Annotated in this window: 20 protein-coding genes; 14 read left to right on the top strand and 6 right to left on the bottom strand. The window is 68.3% G+C overall.

Annotated elements, in window-relative coordinates; genetic code table 11:
- The first annotated feature begins 12 nt into the window (after window positions 1–12).
- Window positions 13–1,026: a TRAP transporter substrate-binding protein gene (locus ACKUB9_RS17340; RefSeq protein WP_407524465.1), complete on the top strand. Its 1,014-nt coding sequence runs from the start codon at window positions 13–15 to the stop codon at window positions 1,024–1,026.
- A gap of 7 nt (window positions 1,027–1,033) precedes the next feature.
- Window positions 1,034–1,729 (top strand): hypothetical protein, encoded by a 696-nt coding sequence (locus ACKUB9_RS17335; RefSeq protein ID WP_407524467.1) that lies wholly within the window; start codon window positions 1,034–1,036, stop codon window positions 1,727–1,729.
- A gap of 387 nt (window positions 1,730–2,116) precedes the next feature.
- On the opposite strand, the gene ACKUB9_RS17330 is transcribed toward ACKUB9_RS17335, so the two are convergent.
- From ACKUB9_RS17330 to ACKUB9_RS17320, 3 genes are read right to left on the bottom strand one after another with little or no spacing between them, the layout of a single operon-like run.
- Window positions 2,117–3,010, bottom strand: a complete 894-nt coding sequence (locus ACKUB9_RS17330; protein ID WP_407524469.1) for an NAD(+)/NADH kinase — start codon at window positions 3,008–3,010, stop codon at window positions 2,117–2,119.
- 12 nt (window positions 3,011–3,022) lie between these two features.
- The gene (locus tag ACKUB9_RS17325; RefSeq protein WP_407524471.1) at window positions 3,023–4,006 is read right to left on the bottom strand and encodes an SPFH domain-containing protein; all 984 of its coding nucleotides are present in this window, start codon (window positions 4,004–4,006) and stop codon (window positions 3,023–3,025) included.
- A gap of 16 nt (window positions 4,007–4,022) precedes the next feature.
- The gene (locus ACKUB9_RS17320) at window positions 4,023–4,748 is read right to left on the bottom strand and encodes an NUDIX hydrolase (RefSeq protein WP_407524473.1); all 726 of its coding nucleotides are present in this window, start codon (window positions 4,746–4,748) and stop codon (window positions 4,023–4,025) included.
- A gap of 517 nt (window positions 4,749–5,265) precedes the next feature.
- Between ACKUB9_RS17320 and ACKUB9_RS17315 the strand changes: the two genes are divergently transcribed.
- From ACKUB9_RS17315 to ACKUB9_RS17300, 4 genes are all read left to right on the top strand, one after another.
- Window positions 5,266–6,456: a CaiB/BaiF CoA transferase family protein gene (locus ACKUB9_RS17315; protein WP_407524475.1), complete on the top strand. Its 1,191-nt coding sequence runs from the start codon at window positions 5,266–5,268 to the stop codon at window positions 6,454–6,456.
- 11 nt (window positions 6,457–6,467) lie between these two features.
- The gene (locus tag ACKUB9_RS17310; RefSeq protein ID WP_407524649.1) at window positions 6,468–7,376 is read left to right on the top strand and encodes a hydroxymethylglutaryl-CoA lyase; all 909 of its coding nucleotides are present in this window, start codon (window positions 6,468–6,470) and stop codon (window positions 7,374–7,376) included.
- Between the two features lie 129 nt (window positions 7,377–7,505).
- Window positions 7,506–8,828 (top strand): MFS transporter, encoded by a 1,323-nt coding sequence (locus tag ACKUB9_RS17305; RefSeq protein ID WP_407524477.1) that lies wholly within the window; start codon window positions 7,506–7,508, stop codon window positions 8,826–8,828.
- 220 nt (window positions 8,829–9,048) lie between these two features.
- Complete coding sequence (locus tag ACKUB9_RS17300; protein ID WP_407524651.1) at window positions 9,049–9,969, top strand: LysR substrate-binding domain-containing protein; 921 nt, start codon at window positions 9,049–9,051, stop codon at window positions 9,967–9,969.
- Between the two features lie 277 nt (window positions 9,970–10,246).
- Here the strand turns inward: ACKUB9_RS17300 and ACKUB9_RS17295 are convergent, their stop codons facing one another.
- Window positions 10,247–11,137, bottom strand: a complete 891-nt coding sequence (locus ACKUB9_RS17295; protein WP_407524479.1) for a VOC family protein — start codon at window positions 11,135–11,137, stop codon at window positions 10,247–10,249.
- Window positions 11,138–11,954: 817 nt separating this feature from the next.
- Between ACKUB9_RS17295 and rnk the strand changes: the two genes are divergently transcribed.
- Window positions 11,955–12,377, top strand: a complete 423-nt coding sequence (rnk, locus tag ACKUB9_RS17290) for a nucleoside diphosphate kinase regulator (protein WP_407524481.1) — start codon at window positions 11,955–11,957, stop codon at window positions 12,375–12,377.
- 190 nt (window positions 12,378–12,567) lie between these two features.
- Here rnk and ACKUB9_RS17285 read toward each other — a convergent pair whose 3' ends face one another.
- On the bottom strand, window positions 12,568–14,094 hold the full coding sequence (locus tag ACKUB9_RS17285) for an aldehyde dehydrogenase (protein ID WP_407524483.1): 1,527 nt from the start codon (window positions 14,092–14,094) through the stop codon (window positions 12,568–12,570).
- Window positions 14,095–14,119: 25 nt separating this feature from the next.
- Complete coding sequence (locus tag ACKUB9_RS17280; protein ID WP_407524485.1) at window positions 14,120–14,755, bottom strand: GntR family transcriptional regulator; 636 nt, start codon at window positions 14,753–14,755, stop codon at window positions 14,120–14,122.
- 277 nt (window positions 14,756–15,032) lie between these two features.
- Here ACKUB9_RS17280 and ACKUB9_RS17275 point away from each other — a divergent pair, with 277 nt between their 5' ends.
- The 7 genes from ACKUB9_RS17275 to ACKUB9_RS17245 are packed head-to-tail and all read left to right on the top strand — an operon-like array spanning window position 15,033 to window position 21,228.
- On the top strand, window positions 15,033–16,274 hold the full coding sequence (locus ACKUB9_RS17275; RefSeq protein WP_407524487.1) for an ABC transporter substrate-binding protein: 1,242 nt from the start codon (window positions 15,033–15,035) through the stop codon (window positions 16,272–16,274).
- Window positions 16,275–16,296: 22 nt separating this feature from the next.
- Window positions 16,297–17,157 carry a branched-chain amino acid ABC transporter permease gene (locus ACKUB9_RS17270; protein WP_407524489.1) on the top strand — a complete coding sequence of 287 codons (861 nt, stop codon included), beginning with the start codon at window positions 16,297–16,299 and terminating at the stop codon, window positions 17,155–17,157.
- Window positions 17,154–18,134 (top strand): branched-chain amino acid ABC transporter permease, encoded by a 981-nt coding sequence (locus ACKUB9_RS17265; RefSeq protein WP_407524491.1) that lies wholly within the window; start codon window positions 17,154–17,156, stop codon window positions 18,132–18,134. Before ACKUB9_RS17270 ends, ACKUB9_RS17265 begins: the two co-directional genes overlap by 4 nt.
- Window positions 18,131–18,871 carry an ABC transporter ATP-binding protein gene (locus ACKUB9_RS17260; RefSeq protein ID WP_407524493.1) on the top strand — a complete coding sequence of 247 codons (741 nt, stop codon included), beginning with the start codon at window positions 18,131–18,133 and terminating at the stop codon, window positions 18,869–18,871. The genes ACKUB9_RS17265 and ACKUB9_RS17260 overlap by 4 nt, the downstream gene beginning before the upstream one ends.
- Window positions 18,861–19,577, top strand: a complete 717-nt coding sequence (locus ACKUB9_RS17255) for an ABC transporter ATP-binding protein (RefSeq protein WP_407524495.1) — start codon at window positions 18,861–18,863, stop codon at window positions 19,575–19,577. The genes ACKUB9_RS17260 and ACKUB9_RS17255 overlap by 11 nt, the downstream gene beginning before the upstream one ends.
- Before the next feature lie 37 nt (window positions 19,578–19,614).
- The gene (locus tag ACKUB9_RS17250; protein ID WP_407524498.1) at window positions 19,615–20,403 is read left to right on the top strand and encodes an alpha/beta fold hydrolase; all 789 of its coding nucleotides are present in this window, start codon (window positions 19,615–19,617) and stop codon (window positions 20,401–20,403) included.
- Between the two features lie 21 nt (window positions 20,404–20,424).
- Window positions 20,425–21,228: an alpha/beta fold hydrolase gene (locus ACKUB9_RS17245; protein WP_407524500.1), complete on the top strand. Its 804-nt coding sequence runs from the start codon at window positions 20,425–20,427 to the stop codon at window positions 21,226–21,228.
- The last annotated feature ends 59 nt before the right edge of the window (window positions 21,229–21,287 follow it).

The raw sequence follows: 21,287 nt of genomic DNA, 5'->3' as shown, positions 1-21,287 counted from the left end.
GGTGAATGCGCCATGACTCACCTTGTACGCCGTTCGTCACTTGCCGCTGTCCTCGGTCTCGCGCTCGCCGCATCGACCGCCATGAGCGCCCTCGCGCAGCAGAAGACGTTGCGATTCGGCTTCAGTCTCGCCAAGAACCACCCCATGGGACTGGGCGCTCAGAAGTTCGCCGACTTGGTCGCCGCGAAGAGCAATGGCCGGCTCAAGGTCAACCTCTACCCGAACGCCGTGCTGGGCGGAGATCCGCAGAACCTCTCGGCGATACGGGGCGGAACGCTCGATTTCACCACCATGGCCACCGGGCTCCTCGCCGGGATCGACAAGGAGTTCATGGTCTTCGATTTTCCCTTCCTGTTTCAGACCCGGGACGAGGCCTTCGCGCTGAGCGACGGGCCCGTCGCGCGTGAACTGCTGGGAAAGCTGTCCGAGCACGGCGTGGTCGGCCTCGGGATCTGGGATCTCGGTTTCCGCAACATCACGAACAGCAAGCGACCCATCGTGAAACCCGAGGATCTCGAAGGTTTGAAGCTCCGCGTCATCGCGTCCCCGATCTACATCGAAACCTTCAAGGCGCTCGGCGTAAATCCGGTGCCGATGACCTTCGGCGAAGTGTATGGCGCACTGGAGACGCGCGCCATCGACGGTCAGGATAACCCGGTGGCCGTGATAGAAAGCGCGAAATTCGCGGAGGTCCAGAAGTACCTGTCGCTGACTCGCCATCTGTATACTGGCATGCCGCTTCTCATGAGCAAGAAGACGTGGGATGCCTTGTCGCCTGACGATCAGACGGCGATCCAAGCCGCCGCCGATGAGGCGAAGGCAGAGGAGCGCCGGATCACCCGTGCGCACGAGCAGGATGCTGTCGAGCGCCTGCGCAAGACCATGCAGGTCAACGAGGTGCCGCCCGCGGAACTCGAGCGTCTCCGCGCTAAAGTCGAGCCCGTCGTGCGCCGATTCGCCTCGGAGGTTGGCGAGCCCTTGTTCAAGCGGGTCGGTGACGAGCTCGCCCGCCTTCGCGGCAAGTGAGAGCGTCATGCCGCTCAGCGGAGCCGCCGCCCTGGCGATGTGGTGGCAGATCGAGCCGGCGATGCGCGACGAGTTCCAGGATTGGCACTCGCACGAGCACTTTACGGAGCGGATGAACATCCCGGGCTTCCGGCGAGGGTCGCGCTGGGCTGATCGGGATGGCGGAGAAGGCTTCTTCGTCCTCTACGAGCTTGAGAGCCCCGCAACGCTCGTGTCGCCCAGCTACCTTGAGCGGCTGAACGCGCCGACGCCCTGGTCGACGAAGATGATGCCGCATCACCGCAACATGGTGCGGAGCCAGTGTCGCGTGGTGGAGAGCTTCGGCGGGGGCATCGCGCAACACATGCTGACGCTGCGCTTCTCGCCGGAGGCGGAAGAGGGTGGCGCTGCCTGGGACGGCCTGCGGACAGTCCTGGCCGGCATGCCCGACATCCCGGGGCTCACCGGCGCCCATGTGCTGAGGACAGACACGCCCGCGATTGCGCCGACGACCGAGCAGCTCATCCGCGGAGGTGACGCAGTCGCCGATTGGGTGGTTCTTCTCTCGGGCTATGATGAAGCTGCAACCGAGGCCGCTCTGACCGCGGCCCGTCGGGCGCTCGTGTCGCTCTCCGTCGATCCTGCGTCGGTCGTGGCTGATCGTTATCGGCTGTCATACAGCCTGTCCTGCCACGACCTTCCATGCGCCGATCACACGGCGTGAGTGGAGGTGGAAGACAACGGTCAGTCCACCGAAGCCAGAGCACGTCCCCCTATCATGATGCTCCTCTCTGGCCGCAGCGAGGATGAGGACGCGCTCCTGTCCCGGTGGGCGGCCCTGGTGGCGCTCCAGCGCCCCCCTCCGTGTCCGGCGAAGCCGATGGCACGATGGTGTAAGCCGGGTCCAGAAGCCGTCCTTTCGCGAATCGATGAAGGCTGCAATGGGAATTGCCGACGTCGAATGGTCCGCAATCATGCGTCGAGCAGCCATTCCGGCTGCCGTGAGCAAAGGTCTGGAAGCGGCGCAATCTGGATGCCGCAGTTGTGCGGCTGTGGCATCTGATTGTCAGGCTTGCGGGGCGGATCATGTCTCGGCGGGAGAGGCGGGTTTCTACTCGTGGACGAGGTGTAGAACGCGCTCGGCGGTCGAGATCCGGACCTGCCGCCCCCAGTCGAAGGCCAGGAAGTCCTGCTCGATCCCATCCGCGAAGATCACGCCGTCGTCATGCATGCGCGACGTGACGGTCAGCGGCGCGTCGGTCAGCTTGCCTGCACGCAGCCGGGTCGCGGTAGCGATGCTGGGAAACGGCTCGCGGACCCAGTAGCCGACGGCACGCTCCTCCGGAGCCAGGGATAGGCCGAGATGCGTCGCCTCGGCGATCGAGCGCGCCCAACCGGTCGCCCCGGTGCCGGACGCCACGATCACGCCGCTGGAGGCGTGCTCCTCGGCCTCGCCCTCGGCCTCGATCCGGTACCGCGCGGATTGGTGGCTGCGATGCCCGACGTAGATCTCGTTCAGTGCGAACAATCGCGCCCCGTCGTCGCGCTCGGCCTGCACCATCGTGCGCCGCTCGACGAGCGCCGCGCCGGCAGCGCTGGCTGGAAGGAGCGCGGCCAAGCGCTCGACCGGGAGCCTAGCCAGGACACCGTCGTAGCAGGCAGGCAGCGGGTTGACGCCGATCACCGGCTGCCTGCCCAGGTACTTGGCCACATTGGCAACCAGCCCGTCCTGCCCCACCGCGACGACCACGTCGTCGGGCTCGAACAGGAAGCGGTCGAGATCGCCCCGCTTCACCTGCGCGTGCCGCCATTCCACCGGGACGGCGGCACGCGCTCGCGCCAACACGGCGTGGAACTCGTGGTGCCGCGCTTCGACCTCCTCGAAGCGCTGGCCGCGGCTCGCCAAGAAGAAGCGTGCCTGTCCGCGGGTCGCATGGCGGGCGAGCAGCGATTCGTAGTCGGTCTCCCGCACGACGAGCACCGCTCGGGTATTGGTGATCGCCACTCCCTGTCCCCCTCAGCGCGGCCCGGCCAGGATTGGCTGCCTGCGGAATTCACCCAGCACCGCGGCAAGCAGATCCGGCGTCACGTTCAGGTGCTCGATCGTCTCCAGCTTGCCCGCGAGCTCGTGCGCCGCCAGCCCGAGCAGGGTCGCGGGCGCCAGGTCGCGGTAGGCTGCCACGCGCCGCTGCTCCGCGTCCGCCCGTGCGCCTTCGACCAGGCGGATCCGCTCCGCTTCCGCGGCGGCCTCGACCTGCCGTGCGGCGGCGAGGCCTTCGGCGCGGTCGCGCGCGTTCTGCGTCTCCTCGGCGATCAGCCCCTTCTCGCGGCGCGCCAGCTCGGTGCGCGTGGCGAGTTCATTCTCGGCGATGGCGCGCTCCTTCTCGACGGCGAGCGCCCGGCGCGCGAAGGTCGCCTCGTCCGCCTTCTGCTGGAGCGCCTCGAAGGTCGGCGTCTGCAACGCGCGCTCCAGCTCGCTGCTCGGGGCCAGGTTGGTGAGGCGAACCGACACGACGGTGATGCCGATCTCGGCCAGCGAGACGTCGTTGGCCAGCACGGCGACGACCTCGCCGCGCAAGGCCGCGGGACCGGCATCGAGCAACGCGCGGACGGGCGCACGCCCCAGGTGCTGCAGGATCGCTTGGCTGGCGATGCCGGCGAGACGTGCCTCGATCTTCTCGACCGGCTCGCCCTGGTGCCTGCCGGTGCGCAGGTCGATCGAGAAGTCGATGCGGCTGGCCGAGCGGACCGGATCCGTCACGTGCCAGCCGACCGTGCCCTGGACGGCGACGCTCTGGAAGTCCTGGCTGCGCCCGCGGACGAACAGCGTCATCTCGCGGTCGTCCATCGGCACTTCGGCGATGCTGGCCGCCTCGGGGCGGAACCAGAAGGCCAAGCCGCGGCCGCTGCGGCGGACATGGCCCTTGCGGTAGCCGATGACGTGGCTGCTCGCCTCGCTCCTCAGCTGCGAGACGAAGCCGTACCGGCGGATCGTGGCCATCATGTCCTCCTGGTGATCAGAGCGACCGTGCGAAGCGGAAGAGTTCGGCGGGGCGGAAGGAGGTCCCCCCCTCGCGCTGGCCGGTCGGCGCCAGCCAGCCCGTGTCGCGCATGCGGCGGCGGAAGGCGGACTTGTTCAGCGTCGTGCCGAGGATCGCCTCATGGACGTCCTGCAGCTGGCGCAGGGTGAACTGCTCCGGCAGGAGCGCGAAACCCACCTCGGAATAGTCGAGCTTTCCCCGCAGCCGCCGGACGGCCAGCGCCAGGATGTCGCCGTGGTCGAAGGCAAGCCCGAGAGGCTCAGCCTTCGGGGAGAGGACGGAGACCGCACCGTCCGGCTTCTCGGACGGAGGCAGCGTGATCCCGGCCGGCAGGAGGTCCGGGGCGTGCTCCAGCGCTTCGGCCAGGGCCCGTTCGTTCAGGAGCGCGAGGTAGGCCACCGTGATGATCCGCATGCGCGGATCGCGGGCGACAGCGCCGAAGGTATAGAGTTGCTCGAGATGCGCCCCGGGCAGCCCGGCCTTCTCGCGCAGCACGCGCGCGGCAGCCGCGTCGAGATCTTCGTCCAGGCGGACGAAGCCGCCCGGCAGTGCCCATCGGCCGAGGTCGGGATGCTGCTCGCGGCGCCGGAGCAGGGCCGCAAGCCTGCCGTCGCGCAGGCCGAGCAGGACGAGGTCGACGGTGATGGCGGGGCGCTCGTAGTCCGCTGGATCGTACTGGGCCAGAAACTCAGCTTCGGTCATGGCGCGACCTTAAACGCGATATGCACATTAGATATGCGCAATTTGCGTCTAAGGCAACCCCTTCCCGGGCCGTAGGTCGTCTTGGCGCCCGCAACACGATCGGTTGAGCCTGATCAGGGTCATGCCGCCCCTTGACTCATTCAAGGACACGATCGGCGCAAAGGCGAACAAGCCGAGCGCACATCCCTGACCCTGAGCGGCCTCTCGCGACGTGGGAGGCGAAAGCCGCGTCAGAGGTGCACTCCGTATTGTAGACAATCTGTATGCGAGCCGGCGCCGCCGACCGGCTCCGAGATGAAGGCTGCATGACCGCGCGTGGCGGTCAGGTGCTGGTGACCTACCGTCTTCGACTGTCCATCATGCGCAGCCGAGTGACACCGGCTCAGTCCCATCGGTGACACCTGCTCGGTTCACGCGCGCATTCTCCGTTGGCGAACGGCCGTTGGCCAATCGAGTTTGGACCCAATGGTCCAAAGCATAGTATCGAGAACTCCAACATTCTTGGAGGAAATACCCTATGTCGGGCCCACTCAGCGGCATCCGAGTGCTCGAACTCGGCCAGCTTATCGCGGCGCCGTTCGCCACCAAGATCATGGCTGAATTTGGCGCCGAGGTGATCAAGGTCGAACCTCCGAACGACGGCGATCCTCTCCGCAAGTGGCGCAAGATGCACGAGGGCACCTCGCTCTGGTGGTACCTGCAGTCGCGCAACAAGAAGTCGATCGCCGTCAACCTGAAGTCCCCCGACGGCCTCGCCGTGGTCAAGCGGCTCGCCGAAAGCGCCGACGTCGTCGTCGAGAATTTCAGACCGGGCGGGCTTGAGAAACTCGGGCTGGGCTGGGACGTGCTCACGGCGCTCAACCCCAACCTGACCATGGTGCGCATCTCCGGCTACGGCCAGACCGGCCCCTATCGCGACCGGCCGGGCTTCGGCGCCATCGGCGAGGCGATGGGCGGCATCCGCTTCACCACCGGCAGCCCGGACAGCCCGCCCGCGCGCGTCGGCGTCAGCATCGGCGACACCCTGGCCTCGCTCCACGGGGTCATCGGCGCGCTGATGGCGCTCCTCCACGTGCGGGCCGGCGGCCGCGGCCAAGTCGTCGATGTCTCGCTCGTCGAGAGCGTGTTCAACGTCATGGAGAGCCTCGTGCCCGAGTACGACCTCTTCGGCGAGGTCCGCACCCGCTCGGGCGGTGCGCTGCCGGGGATCACGCCCTCCAACACCTACCCGACCCGGGATGGCGGCTACGTGGTCATCGCGGGCAACAGCGATCCGATCTTCCGCCGCCTGATGGCGGCCATCGGCCGGTTCGACCTCGCCGAAGATCCGCGGTTGCGCTCGAACGACGGGCGTACGCAGCACGCCGCGATGCTCGACGCGGTGATCGCCGACTGGTCCCGCTCGCGCTCGATCGGGGAAGCCCTCGCGGTCCTCGACGCCGCCGAGGTGCCGGCCGGTCGCATCTACTCGGTGGCCGACATCGTGGCCGACCCGCACTATCAGGCCCGCGAGATGATCGTGCCGGCCGAGCTGCCGGACGGCACCCGGGTGAGGATGCCCGGCATCGTGCCGAAGCTCTCGGAGACGCCCGGACAGGTGCGCTGGTCCGGACCGACGCTGGGCGCCCACACCGACGCGGTGCTGGCCGATCTCGGCTTCGATCCCGACGTCGTGACCCGCCTGCGCCGCGACGGAGCCGTCCAGTGACCGCCGACGCCATGCTGATCCAGGAGGTCGCGCCGCGCGACGGCCTCCAGAGCGAGGCCGCCTTCGTCGCGACGGCGGACAAGATCGCCCTCGTCGACGCGCTGTCGGCGGCAGGATTTTCCCGCATCGAGGTCTCCTCCTTCGTGTCGCCGAGGGCGGTTCCGGCCTTGCGCGACGCGGCCGAGGTCTTCGCCGGCATCCGGCGCCGCCCGGGCACCGTCTGCGTGGCGCTCGTGCCGAACCCGAAGGGCGCCGAGCGGGCCCTCGCCGCCGGCGCCGACGAGATCAACCTCGTCGCGTCCGTGAGCGAGACCCACAACCGGGCCAACATGGGGATGAGCCCGGCGGCCTCGATCGAGGGATTCGCCCGCATCATGGAGACGGTGCGGGGCGCCCGGGTCTCCACGAACGCCACGGTCGCCACCGCGTTCGGCTGCCCCTTCGAGGGCGGCCAGGCGGCCGACAAGGTGATCGCGCAGGTGGAGCGGTACCTCGACCTCAGCATCGAGGGCGTTACCCTGGCCGACACGACCGGCATGGCCAACCCGCGGCAGGTGGAGCGCCTCGTCCGGCGCACGCTCGCGATCCTGCCCGCGTCGCGGCTGACGCTGCACTTCCACAACACCCGCGGTGTCGGCTTGGCCAACGTTCTCGCGGCCTATCAGGCGGGCGCGCGCCGCTTCGACGCCGCCCTCGGCGGCCTTGGCGGCTGCCCCTTCGCGCCGGGCGCCACGGGCAACATCTGCACCGAGGATCTCGCCAGCATGGCCGACGAGATGGGGATCGCGATCGGCCTCGATCTCGGGGCGCTGATCGCCCTGTCCCGCTCGCTGCCGCAGCTCGTCGGCCACGACGTGCCCGGCCAAGTCGCCAGGGCCGGCCGGCCCTGCGACCTTCACCCGGTCCCGAAGGTCGCCTGATCGCCGCGGCGAGCCGCCCGCCCGAAGGCGGCCCCGCGACCACTCCCCATCCGTGTCGCCGCCCATCCCGGGGATCGCCAGCGATCCGCCGCGCGGCGCCGCGCACCACCACCACATACGGAGGAAACCATGACCATCGCCATTCCCGGCAAGCTCGCCGACGTCAGCGAACTGACCGAGACCGCCGTCGTGCGCAAGGTCGCGTGGCGGCTGATGCCGATCATCATGATCTGCTACCTGTTCGCGTTCTTCGACCGCATCAACATCAGCTTCGCCAAGTTTCAGCTGCAGAGCGACCTCGGCTTCAGCAACGTCGCGTACGGTCTCGGCGCCAGCATGTTCGTGATCGGCTACGTGGCCTTCGAGGTGCCCTCGAACCTGATGCTCTACCGGGTCGGGGCGCGGCGCTGGATCGCCCGCATCATGATCTCCTGGGGGATCGCGACCGCCCTGATGATCGGCATCCAGACGGAGTGGCACTTCTACGTCCTTCGCTTCCTGATCGGCGCGATGGAGGCGGGCTTCGCGCCCGGCATCCTGTACTATCTCACCCTGTGGTTCCCGGCCTCGCATCGCGGCCGCATCACCTCGTTCATGTTCGTGGCCTCGGCCTTCGCGGGCATCCTCGGGGCGCCGGTGGCGGGCCTCATTCTCGGCGGCCTCAACGGCGTAGCGGGCCTGGCCGGCTGGCAGTGGCTCTTTCTGGCCGGCGGCCTGCCCTGCCTCCTGCTCGGCGCGCTGGTGCTCATGCGCCTCGACGACCGGATCGCCGACGCGACCTGGCTCACCGCGGCGGAGAAGGCGCTGCTCTCCTCGCGGATCGCGCACCACAACCGCGACCTTGCGGATCACTCGCTCTGGGGGGCGATCCGACAGCCCGGCTTCCTGCTGATCGGCTTCGTCTACTTCCTGCTGCAGATCGGGTCCTACGGACTCAACTTCTGGGGACCCGACCTGATCAAGACCGCGAGCGGCGGCAGCGCGGCAACCATCGGCGTCCTGACGGCGATCCCCTACATCTGCGGCGCGATCTGCATGGTGGTGGTCGGGCGCCTCTCCGACGCCTCCGGCGAGCGACCCAAGTTCGTCGCCGGTCTGGCGATCACCGCGGCGCTCGGCTTCTTCGCGGCCGGCCTGTTCGACAGGCAAATTGTGCCGCTGATGCTCGCGCTCGCCCTGCTGGGTTCGGGGATCGTGGCCTCGATCCCGACCTTCTGGACGCTGCCGGCGAAGCTTGCCACCGGCGTCGGCGCGGCCGGCGGCATCGCGCTCATCAACACCCTGGGTCAGTTCGGAGGCATCGTCAGTCCCGTGATGATCGGCTGGATCAAGGACTGGACCGGCTCGACGACGCCGGCCCTCTACGGGATCGGCGTCGTCTGCCTCATCGCCGCGGCGATCCTGCTCTTCGCGATGCCGGAGAGCCTGCGCCGCAGCGATCGGCGGTCCTGAGGCTCGGCCTCCGGCTCCGGACGCCCCTTCGGGGCCGGACGGAGCCGAACCCGCCGCGGGCTATGCCCGGCCGCCGGACGACCGGGACCGGGCGATGGGCCGCGCCGCGGCCCTTGAGCCGGCGGGATGTTCGCGCATCACGCCCGGGGAAGGATCAGCGAGGAGCGTGCTCTCGCCCGTGTATCATCGGCCGGCACGCGCGTATCGGGGAGGCGAGACCATTCCTGGAGAGCTGCCCGCAGCGGCCACGTTGAGCCGTCTCGATCTCAAGACACTCCGGCTCTTCGCGGCGATCTGCGACGAGGGCACGTTGAGTGGGGCCGCGCGACGCGCGGCGATCGCCCCATCGGCCGTCAGCAAGCGGTTGGTCGAACTGGAGCATGCCCTCGGTTGCACGCTGCTGACACGCGAGCCGAAGGGCATGCGACCGACACCGGCCGGCGAAACCCTGCTGCATCACACCCGTCGCATGCTGGCGAGCGCCGAGCAGATCGCAGTGGAACTCGCCGAGCATGCCCGCGGCGTGCGCGGCTTCGTGCGGATGCTCGCCAACCTCTCGGCCATCGTCGAGTTCCTGCCCGAGGATCTTCAGTCCTTCCTGGCGGCCCAGGAGGCCATCCGCATCGACCTGGAGGAGCGACCGAGCGGCAGCGTCGTTACCGGCGTCGAAGAGGGAGCGGCCGATCTCGGCATCTGCGCGGGAAACACGGATACCCGGGGGCTGGCGACGTACCCGTATCGGAGCGATCGTCTCGTGATCGTGATGCCGGCCGGCCACCCCCTCGCGGGGCGAAGCGGGATCACCCTCGCCGACACCCTCGACTATGACCACGTCGGCCTCCACGCGGCCAGTTCGATCTACGCGGCCCTGCGAAGCGAGGCGCAGCGTCTCGGCCGTCCCCTGCGATTGCGCATCCACGTGCCGAGCTTCGACGCGATCTGCCGTATGGCCCAGGCGGGAATGGGGCTCGGCACCGTACCGGAGCGTGTGTTCACCCTGCTCGGGCCGCCGATGCAACTGACGGCCGTACCGCTGACGGACCCTTGGGCATGGCGCTGTCTCAGCCTCGTGGTCCGGCCGGGGGGCTTGTCGCCATCTGCGGCTCTGCTCTTGAGGCATCTGCGCATGGCCGCATCGTGAGAGGCACCGGTCACTGCGTCGAGCAGGTCGTCGACGTCATGGTGGGCCGAGGGTCTGCTGCCTGGGCGAGCGGCCATCCTCCTGTCCCTGACCGGAAGTCGGGACATGGCGCGTTTCGGAACCGGGGGTCGGGGCGCGGAACCTGCGGAATCAGTCATGCACTGCGTGCTTCGGCCGTCGGGGTCTGAGGCCAGCGGACTTGGCGAGCGCGGAGCGCTGGGCGGCGGCGTGGGCCGCCGCTGCTGTGTCGTCCCTCGGCATCGGGTCCGAACCGCCGTCACCCGGGCATGGACGTGAGACGCAGTCGCGTTCCCCATGGGTCCCGGACGAGAAGCGCCTCCCCGTCCTCCACGAGGAGCAGGCCGCCATCCCGGCAGCGGGTCCGCACGGCGTCCAGGGTCCCAGCCTCCGCGTGCAGCTCCACCTCGGCGAGGCCGGTCGTTCCGCCGTCGCGCACCTCGGCGCCGGGGCTGTTCCAGATGTTGCCGGCCAACTGGTGATGGTAGCCGCCGGCCCCGAGGAACACGGCGCTCGGGTAGCGGCACGTCACCGCGAAGCCGAGAAGGCCCGCGTAGAAGCGCTCCGCCGCGTCGAGCTCCCCGACCTGGAGATGGACGTGCCCGATGCACCCGCCCGCCGGCATCCCATCCCAGGGGCGGGTGGCCGCAGCGATGATGCCTGCACGGTCGAGCCGTTCGTTGCGCATCACGACCGTCCCGTCCGATGCCCATACCCACGCGTCGTCCGGGCGATCGACGTAGATCTCGATGCCGTTGCCCTCCGGATCGTCGAGGTAGACTGCCTCGCTCACGAGGTGGTCGGCGGCACCCGTGAGCACGACGCCGTGCTTCTCCGCGTGCAGGAGCCAGGCGCCGAGGTCCCCCCGGCCCGGCAGCAGGAAGGCCGTGTGGAACAGGCCGGCTTCCCGCCGCGTCCATGGGCGGGCTGCCGGGTCGTGCCTGAGCACGAGGAGCACCCTGCCGCCCGCGCCGAGCCGCACGGTGTCGGCCTGCTGTGAGACGCGAGCAAGCCCGATCACGTCTTGGTAGAAGCGTGCGAGCGCGTCGAGGTCGCGCGCGACGAGGGTTACCGCGCCGACCCGATAGGGCGCCTGGGCGAGGACGGTGTCCGGCCCGTCGCCGGCTCGGCGTGATGGTTGGTGGGGCATCGTTGTCCTCCGGGACCGTCAGGGCCGCAGCATAGCGCTCCGGAGGTCAGGTCGTCCGATCGGACGATCCCGTGGCCGGCGAGGCACGCGCGGGGGCCAGCGGAAGACCGGAGCGGCTGGGGTGCCGGCGCGTTCACCAGCGGGCGAAGACCAACACCGCAATCGCCGCCGCGGCGGCGAGGCAGCCCTCGACCACGAAGGGCGTGCCGCCTTGCTCAAGTCAGCGTGCCCAGCCCCAGCAGCGTGATGGCGCTTCGACGTGACGCTCCGAAAGTCGGAACCGCGCCTCGCGGTGTGAAGCCGGGTCGAGGCGCCTCGGTCGGGGAGCGGGCGGGTTTGACAACCGCGGCCGATTGCCCAATCCTCGCTAGGTCATGTCAATTCACGCGCCACTCCACCGTGGCCTGCTCCGGGCAGGTAACCTGATCGCGGGCAAGTAGCCCCGAGCCGACGGCGCACCCGCGCCCGTCCCGCTCGGGGTAGCCGGGGCCGCTTCCGCGAAGCCCCCGAAGGTCGCCGAGAGGCGCGACGACACCCATTCCCGATCCATGTGACGCAGGCCGGCGGTGGTCGATGCCGCCGGGCCAGCGTTCGCGCGACCACGACGCCATGCCGCGTGCGTCATGGCCTCAGGTCGCGCAGGAGGCATCCATGATCGACGACAGGCCCGAGCCGTCCCCCGCTCCGGAACCAGCCACCAACGACGCCGGCGACCGGAAGGTCGTTCCACTGCGGCGAAAGGGCGACCGGCCTCCCGCGCCAGCGAGCGAGGACGACGACCCTGGCCCACACGCGGCCTGAACGAGGAATTCAGACGATGGACACGACGAAGAAGGGCGCCGGCGGCGCGGCCCTGCCGAAGATCAAGGTCACGGCAGAGGACCATGACCGCTTGGGCAGGTTAGCCTCCGCCGCCATGGACCGCATGCCGGAGGTGGCCGGCTACCTCGCGGACGAACTCGATCGGGCGCAGATCGTGCGGCCAGGGAAGGCCGCGACCGGGTTCGCACGGATGGGCTGCGAGGTCGAGTTCCGGGACGACTCGACGGGCAAAGTTCAAAGGGTGAGCCTCGTCTACCCGGGCGAAGCCGACATTGGCCTGGGCAGGATATCGGTTCTCACGCCGGTCGGCGCGGCCCTGATCGGCTTGAGCAAGGGACAGTCCATTGCCTGGGAGACGCGCACCGGCGAGGCCAAGCGCCTGACCGTGCTCGACGTCCGCGCGCCGGCCTACGCCTGAACCGAACGCGGGATCCCGTGCCCGCCAACCGTCCGTCCATGAGGAGATCCCGATGATGGACCTGCCTGCGCTGCGGACAGTCGTGGTCGCGACTTGGCCGCGACTTGGCCGCGCGCCCGCGTGCGGACGTGACCGCCCGGCTGGCGGAAGAACGCGACCACGACATCAGGTCGGCTGCATTGCTGATTCCTCAATTCAGGCGCGGCTGGCCCATCGTCTCTGTGTACCAGTCGAAGGGCTGGTCGCCGGTGTTGAGCATGATGCTCTTGGTGTCGAAATGGTCGTCGAATGATTCCGGCCCGAATTCGCGGCCGATGCCCGAGAGCTTCACACCACCCCAGGGCGAGGCGGGGTCGAGCCGGTGGTGGTCGTTGATCCAGACGATGCCGCATTCGATCGCGGCTGCGACGCGGTGGGCGCGAGCGATGTCGTTGGTGCGGATCGCCGCGGCCAGTCCGAAGGGAGAATCATTGGCAAGCGCGATCGCCTCGGCCTCGGTCGAGAAGGATGTCACCGACGTGAAGGGACCGAAGACTTCCTCCTGGAAGATGCGCATTCTCGCAGTGACGTCGGCGAAGACCGTCGGCTGCACGAAGTAGCCGCCGCTGTCGCCGAGATCGGCCGGGATCTCTCCGCCGGCGACCAGCCGCGCGCCGTCCTCGATCCCGTACTTCACGTAGGTCAGCACGCGATTGCGCTGCTTCTCTGAGATGACCGGGCCGAGTTGCGTGTCGGGCCGCATCGGATCGCCGATGCGGATCGCCTTGGCCTTCGCCGCGAGCCTCTCGACGAACTCGGCGTAGATCGACTCGTGGACGATGTGGCGGCTGCCGCAGACGCAGGTTTGCCCCGCGCCGATGAAGGCGCCGAAGGCGGCGTAGTTGACGGCCCGATCGAGGTCGAAATCCGGGAAGACCAGCACCGGTGTCTTGCCGCCGAGCTCGAGCGTCTGGTGAGCGAAGTTCCGCCCTGCCTGTGCGCCCGCGATCTGGCCGGCCTCGGTGCCGCCGGTCAGGACGAGCTTGTTGAGGTCCGGATGTTCGCAGAGCGCCTTGCCCGTCGACGGGCCGAGGCCGGTGACGACGTTGAAGACGCCGTCCGGCAGGCCGGCCTCGGAGAAGATCCGCGCCAGGGCGAGTGTCGTGAGCGGGGTGTATTCCGACGGCTTGACCACCGTGGTGCAGCCCGAGGCGAAGACCGGCGCCAGGCTCTTGCACATGATCATGAGCGGGTGATTGAAGGGCGTGCAATTGCCGACGACGCCGATCGGCGTGCGCAGCGTGTAATTGAGGTAGTTGCCCTCGACCGGGATCACCGCGTCGCGGCGCGACAGCGCGAGACCTGCGTTGTAGCGGAAGAAGTCGGGCAGGCGGCGCAATTGGGCGCGCGTCTCGTTGAGCGGCCGACCGTTGTTCGTCGTTTCGAGGTGGTAGAGTTCGTCGAGATGCGCCTCGAACGCATCGGCGAGCTTGTTGACCAGGCGCGCCCGCGTGCGGACGTCCATCTTGCCCCATTCGGCGCTCTTGAACGCGGCGCGCGCGCTCTTCACCGCCCGATCGACGTCGCCGGCGTCGGCATGGGCGATGCGCGCGATGATCTGGCCGTTGGCGGGGTTGCGCACGTCGAGCAGCGCTGGCGAGGTCGCCGGCATCTCGCGCCCGTCGATGAACAGGCCGTGGGTCTCGATCCCCGCGAGCGGATGGCTGTGGGTCGTCATGGCGTCCTCCTGATCGTTGCGTGGCTCAGGCCTGGACGGCCGACCATTCGAGTGCGGACATGAAACGGCGCTCGGCTGCGGCCACATGGGTTCTCAGCAGCGCCACCGCCGTCTTCGAATTCTTCTCCTGCACCGCGTCGATGATGCGCGCGTGCTCCTCGACAAGCTTCTGCGGGTCGCGGCCGCGCACGGCGCTGACGCTCAGCCGGACGAGCCGGTCCATTTCCTCGATCAGGTCGCAGGCCATGCGGCTCATGCGTGCATTGCCGGAACAGCGGACGAGTTCGCAGTGGAAATCGCGGTTGTATGAGACGAAGTCCGGCCAATCCTGTTGGGAGTAGCAGCGGAACCGATCGAGACCGGCCAGCATGGCGACGCTCGCGGATCTCGCGGCCTCCGCCACGGCGGCGAGTTCGAGAACTTGGCGCAGCGCGAACATGTCGTGGGCATCCGCCATCGAGACCGGCGAGACGCGATATCCCTGGCGCGGCATCACCATCACCAGCCCGTCGCGCACGAGATCCTGCAGCGCCTCGCGGACCGGCGACTTGCTGACCTCGAATTTGGCCGCGAGTTCCTGCTCCCGCAGTTCCGCCCCGGGCGGAATGGCGCAGGTCAGGATCTCCTGGCGCATCTTCTTGTGGATCTCGGTGCGTCGCATCGCCTGCCACCGCTGCATGCTTCGGGCCGCTTATGGCTGTCCTGAGATATCACGTCAATCAGAAAAACGGTACGCTGGTTGATCATGGACGATGGCTCCATTCGCACGAAAACGCATTCTCCAGGCTCTATATGCCTCGAAACAAGCGGATTTTCGGAGATCAGACTGCTAATCGAGCGCACTCGCTTGACAGGGTGCAGATATAGCTGTCATTCATCGTCGTAGCCGGCGATGATAGGTGAAGTATCACGCCAGGAAAATACGGGAGGAGCCTGGTATGCTGAAGCGTCTCATCGCCGCGTTGGTCGCCGCCTCGTCGGCAGCGCTCGCGGCAGGCTCGTCGCAGGCTCAGGGACCGGCCAAGGAGGGGCCCATCAAGGTCGGCTTCATGACCGTCCGCTCCGGCGCTCTCGCGGCCGGCGGCCGCCAGATGGAGGAAGGGCTGCAGCTGTGCATTGACCAGCGCGGCGGCTCGATCGGCGGCCGCAAGGTCGAGGTCATCACGGCCGACACCGCGGGCCAGCCGGCTCTGACCAAGACGAAGGCGCAGGAACTGGTCGAGCGCGACAAGGTCGACGCGCTGATCGGGCCGCTGGCCGCCTTCGAGGCGCTCGCCATCGACGACTACATCCGCCAAGCCAAGATCCCGATCATCTCGCCCTCGGCCGCGGCCGAGGATCTGACCCAGCGCAAGCCGAACCCGTGGTTCGTGCGCGCGGTCGGCACCTCCGCGCAAGCGCACCATCCGCTGGCCGAGTATGCCGCCAAGGAACTCGGCTACAAGAAGATCGCCATCATCGCCGACGACTTCGCGTTCGGGCACGAGATCGCGGCCGGCTTCCAGCGCGTCTTCGAAGAGAACGGCGGCAAGATCGTGCAGAAGCTCTGGCCGCCGCTGAACACTGCGGATTACGGCTCCTACGTCACCCAGCTCGATCCGGGCGTCGATGCTGTCTTCGCGGCCTTCGCGGGCGGCAACGGCATCAAGTTTCTCGGCCAGTACAAGAACTACGGCAGCACCAAGCCCGTCATCGGCGCGATGACCACGGTCGACGAGGGCGTGCTCAAGAGCATGGGCTCGGAGGCGGTCGGCGTGATCTCGGCCGGCTGGTACAGCGCCGCGATCCAGACGCCCGCCAATGCCAAGTTCGTCGAGGCCATCCGGGCCAAGTACAAGGCCGATCCGGGCTACTACACCGTCGGTGCCTACATGGCCTGCGAGTTCCTCGCCAACGCAGTCGAGCAGCTCAAAGGCAAGGTCGACGACAAGGATGCGTTGATCAAGGCGCTGCGAGAAGTCAAGATCACAGAGAGCCCCTACGGTCCGGTGAAGATCGACGAGTACGGCCAGCCGCTGATGGACATCACCATCCGGAAGGTCGAACAGAAGGACGGCCGGCTCCGGAACGTCGTGCTGAAGACCTATCCGGCGGTGAGTCAGTTCTGGACCTGGAAACCCGACGTTTTTCTGAAGAGCGCGGTCTATTCGCGCGGCAATCCCGAGCCGATCGCCCGCTGAGCCTGCACCGAGGACGCGAGCCATGAACTTCTGGATCATCCAGGGCCTGAACGGGCTGGCGTTCGGCTCACTCCTCTTCATCCTGGCGGCGGGCTTCTCGCTGATCTTCGGCCTGATGCGCGTCGCCAACCTGGCCCACGGCGCCTACTTCATGCTCGGCGCCTATGTCGGCCTCGCCACGCTCGACGCCGGTTTCAGCTTCTGGCTCGCGGTCCTGGCCGGCGCGGCCGTGGTTGGCGTGCTCGGCGGGGTGATCGAGCGGCTCATCCTGCGGCGTCTCTCCGGGAAGTCGCTGGCACAGGTGCTGGTCACGCTCGGCCTCGCCTTCATGATCGCCGACGGCTGCCTCTGGCTCTGGTCCGGCGATCCTCGGCCGGTGCCGATGCCGCCCGGCTTCGAGGGCGTGGTCCGGGTCGGCAGCGTGATCTTCCCCAAATACCGCCTCTTCGTCGTCGCCGTCGCGGTCGCGCTCGCGGTCGCGCTCTGGCTCCTCCTCGAACGCAGCCGGCTCGGCGCGATGATCCGCGCCGGCGTCGACGACATGGACATGGCCCGCGCCATGGGCATCCGCACCTCGCTGCTGTTCACGACGGTCTTCTGCCTCGGCTCGGTGCTGGCCGGGGCGGGGGGCGTGCTCGCGGGGCCGATCCTCTCGGTCTATCCGGGCCTCGACTCCGACATGCTGCCGCTGGCGCTGGTCGTGGTCATCCTCGGCGGGGCCGGGAGCCTGACCGGTGCCTTCATCGGCGCGCTCATCATCGGGTTCATCTACAGCTACGGCCAAGCGCTGCTGCCGGACCTCGCCTACGTCATCCTCTTCCTGCCGATGGTGCTCGTTCTGACCCTGCGCCCGTCCGGCCTGCTCGGCAGGAGGCTCGCATGAGCCGCTCGCTCCTGCTGCTCGCGCTCGCCGTCCTCGCACTGCTGCCGCAGGTCATCGGTTCCGACTACTACGTCAACCTGACGAGTCAGATCCTGATCGCCGCGATCCTGGCGATGAGTCTCAATCTGCTCGTCGGCTTTGGCGGGCTCACCTCGCTCGGTCACGCCGCCTATCTCGGCACCGCCGCCTATCTGGCGATCTACGCCACCGCGCACGCCGGCTTCAGCCATCTGGCGGGCGCGGCGATCGCGCTCGGCGGCACCCTGCTGCTCGCCATGCTCTTCGGCTATCTCGCGCTGCGCGCGACCGGTCTCGGCTTCCTGATGATCACGCTGGCGCTGGGGCAGATCCTGTGGGGGCTCGCCTTCCGCTGGGTCTCCTTCACCGGCGGCGACAATGGGCTCGGCGGCCTCAGGCGGCCCCAGCCCTTCGCGATCGACCTCGCCCACGCGACGAGCTTCTTCTACCTCGTACTGGCGGTGTTCGCGGTCTCATTCGTCGCCATCGCCTGCTTCACGCGCTCGCCCTTCGGCCACAGCCTCGCCGGCACGCGCGACCAGCCGCGCCGCATGCGGGCGCTGGGCTACAACGTCTCGGTGATCCAGTGGCTGAGCTTCGTCTATGCCGGCTTCTGGGGCGGGGTCGCGGGCCTGCTGTACGCCTATTACCACCAGTTCGTCAGCCCGCAGGCGCTGCACCTGACCACCTCCGCCGAGACGCTGCTGATGGTGATCGCGGGCGGAGCGGGAACGCTGACCGGTCCGGTCGTCGGCGCGGTGCTGGTGATGATCCTGAAGAACGTTGCGAGCGTCTACGTCACGCGCTGGGTGATGCTGCTCGGCCTCGTCTTCGTGCTCATCGTGCTCTTCATGCCGGAGGGGCTGGTGCCCGGGATCGCGCGCTGGGTCCGCCGGCTCGTGCCCTCCCGGCGCGGCCCGGCTCCGGCAGCCGCGCGAACCGTGGAGCAGAACCCGTGACCGCAGCTCTCGACATCGTCGGCGTGCAGCGCTTCTTCGGCGGACTTCCCGCCGTCAAGGACGTCACCCTCACGGTCGCGGTCGGGGAGCGCCGGCTCCTGCTCGGTCCGAACGGCGCCGGCAAGACGACGCTGTTCAACCTCATCACCGGCGACATTCCGGTGTCCAAGGGCACGATCCGCCTCTTCGGCAGCGACGTCACCCGCGCACGGCCGAACCAGCGAGCGCAGCGCGGTCTCGCCCGCACCTATCAGATCATCACGCTCTTCCCGAAGAACACCCTCGCCCACAACGTGGTCATGGCACTGACGGGGCTGTCGCGAGATCGGTTCGACCCCTTCCGCCCTCTGGCGGCGCGGCGCGACCTCTGGGCCCGGTCCGAGCAGGCGCTCGATCAGGTCGGGCTCGGCCATCTGGCGCAGCGCGTCGTCTCCGAGACGAGCTACGGCGAGCGTCGCCGGCTGGAGATCGCCATGGCGCTGGCCCAGGAGCCGCGCCTGCTGCTGCTGGACGAGCCGCTGGCGGGCCTGTCGGCGGCCGAGCGGACCCAGGTTCAGCGCGTGCTGGAAGCCATCCCGCGCAGCGTCACCATCGTGATGATCGAGCACGACATGGACGTTGCGCTCGCGCTCGCGGACCGGATCACGCTGATGCAGCGCGGGCAGGTCGTCGTCGAGGGGTCGCGCGCCGAGGTCGTCGCCGATCCCAAGACGCGGGAGGTCTATCTTGGCCATTGACGCGCTGGTCTGCGAGGGTCTGAACGCCTTCTACGGCGAGAGCCACGTGCTTCACGACGTCTCGCTGCACGCCCGCGCGGGTCGCGTTCTGGCGCTGCTCGGCCGCAATGGCGCGGGCAAGTCGACCGCGATCGGCGCCATTGCCGGTCTCGTGAGTTCCCACGGCAGACGCGTCGAACTCTTCGGCGAGAGCCTCGCAGCGTTGGGGCCGGAGGCCATCTCCCGCCGGGGCCTCGGCCTCGTCCCGCAGGGGCGGCGCATCTTCCCGTCGCTGACGGTGCTGGAGAACCTGACCGTCGCCGCGCGGCCCGTGCGGGGCGAGGCCGCCGGCTGGACGCTTGCTCGGGTCTATTCGGCCTTTCCGCGGCTGCAGGAGCGCCAGCGCCAGTTCGCCGGGTCCCTGTCGGGCGGCGAGCAGCAGATGCTGGCGATCGGCCGGGCGCTGATGACCAACCCGCGGCTGATCCTGCTCGACGAGCCGACGGAAGGCCTCGCGCCTCAGATCGTTGCCGAGGTCGCTGACGTTCTCAAGCAGATCCGCGATTCCGGCCTCGCGGTCATCCTGGTGGAGCAGAACCTGAAGCTCGTCATGGAGATCGCCGACGACGTGGTGATCTTCAACAACGGCAGGACGGCCCATGCCGGCGACCTCGCCTCGATCCAGAACGATCCCGACCTCCTGAACCAGCATCTCGGCGTATTCTGAGTAGTCGGGCACAACGACACGTGACAGCGGGGACGTAATGACACAGATCAAGATCGACAACGCCATCCTCGACGTCGCCGAGCACGGCAGCGGCAAGCCGCTGATCCTCCTGCACTCGCTGCTGGCCGACCGCTCGGTCTTCAATGCCGTCCTGCCCGTGCTCGCCCGCGATCGCCGCGTCATCGTGCCCGATCTCCCGGGCTTCGGCGGCTCATCCTCCGCAGGCTCAACCATCGACGGCATCGCCGACCGCCTCGCAGGCCTGTTCGACGCGCTCGAACTCGGCACGCAGGCCGATGTCCTGGGCAACGGTCTCGGCGCCTTCGTGGCCAGCACTCTGGCCATCCGCCACGGGGCCCGGTTCGACCGGCTGGTCCTCGCCGGAACCGGCATCGGTTTCCCCGAGGAAGGTCGCGCCACCTTTCGTGCCATGGCCGAACGCGTGCGCGGCCACGGTATGGAGGGCGTCGTCGACATCGCCATGAAGCGCCTCTTCCCCGAGACCTTCAGGGCCGCCAACCCGGACATCCTCGCCGAACGGCGCGTCGGTCTCGTGAAGACGCATCCCGACGTCTTCGCGCAGGCCTGCGAGGCGCTGGCGGGGTTCGATCTGGGCGCGAATATCGGCCGCATCGCGAATCCGACGCTCGTGGTGGTCGGCGAACTCGACGCGGCGACCCCGCCCGCGATGGCGCAGGACCTGGCCGCCGCGATCCCGGGCGCCACGCTGATCGAACTGCCCGGCATCGGCCATGCCCCGATGGCACAGGATCCCGAGGCGTTCCTCGCGGCCATCGCCGGATTCCTCGGCCTGCGCCGTTTCTGAAACCGGAGAGAGCCGCCGCCCATGCCGATCGCAACCGTCGGACGCTACGCGCTCAACTATGTCGACGAGGGTCAGGGCCCGCCCGTCGTGCTGATCCACGGGCTCGCGGGCGACCTCAGCGCATGGAGGCCGCAGATCGCCGCCCTGCGCGAGCGACATCGGGTGATCGCCTTCGACAATCGCGGTGCGGGGGGCAGCACCCAGGTCGACGAGCCGATCTCGACCACGGATCTCGCGCGCGACACCATCTCCTTGATGGAGCATTTGGGGGTCGGCAGAGCCCACGTGATCGGCCGCTCGATGGGGGGAGCGATCGCTCAGATCATCGCGCTGGAGCGGCCCGATCTCGTCGCTTCGCTCGTGCTCTGCGCATCCTTCGCCAAGCTTGATCCCCTCGGGATACGCGTCCTGACCAACATGCGTCAGGTCTTGGAATGGCGAGGCAGTTGGGCCGACCACGCCCACCATTCGGTTCAAAATTTCGTAGGGAGCGAATTCTTCAACCGCGAGCCGGAGCAGATCGCCAGGATCGAGGCCCTGATCGGCGGAGAGACGCGGCTGCCAGCCTGTTACGTGCGCCAGAACCACGCCTGCCTTGACCATGACACGCTGGCGCGACTCGGCGAGATCTCATGCCCCACGCTCATCCTGGCCGGGAGCAACGATCCAATCTGCTCTCCGACCTGCACGCAATGGATGTCAGATGGCATTGCCAACTCCACGACAGTGATGTTCGAAGGATGCAGTCATTTTTTCTTGATGGAGCAGCCGCGCCGGTTCATGATTCTCTTGAATGAATGGTTATTAAAGCAAACAATATACTAGAAATACGGGCACGCAAGTATTGTCCGGTTATCTATAAACCCTGTCCGCGGAGGCTATGT

Origin of the sequence: Methylobacterium oryzisoli, from assembly GCF_046557895.1 — a bacterium.
In the GTDB taxonomy this organism is placed as follows: domain Bacteria; phylum Pseudomonadota; class Alphaproteobacteria; order Rhizobiales; family Beijerinckiaceae; genus Methylobacterium; species Methylobacterium oryzisoli.
The sequence above is the reverse complement of the archived record's forward strand: the minus strand, read 5'-3'. Positions and strand labels throughout refer to the sequence as shown.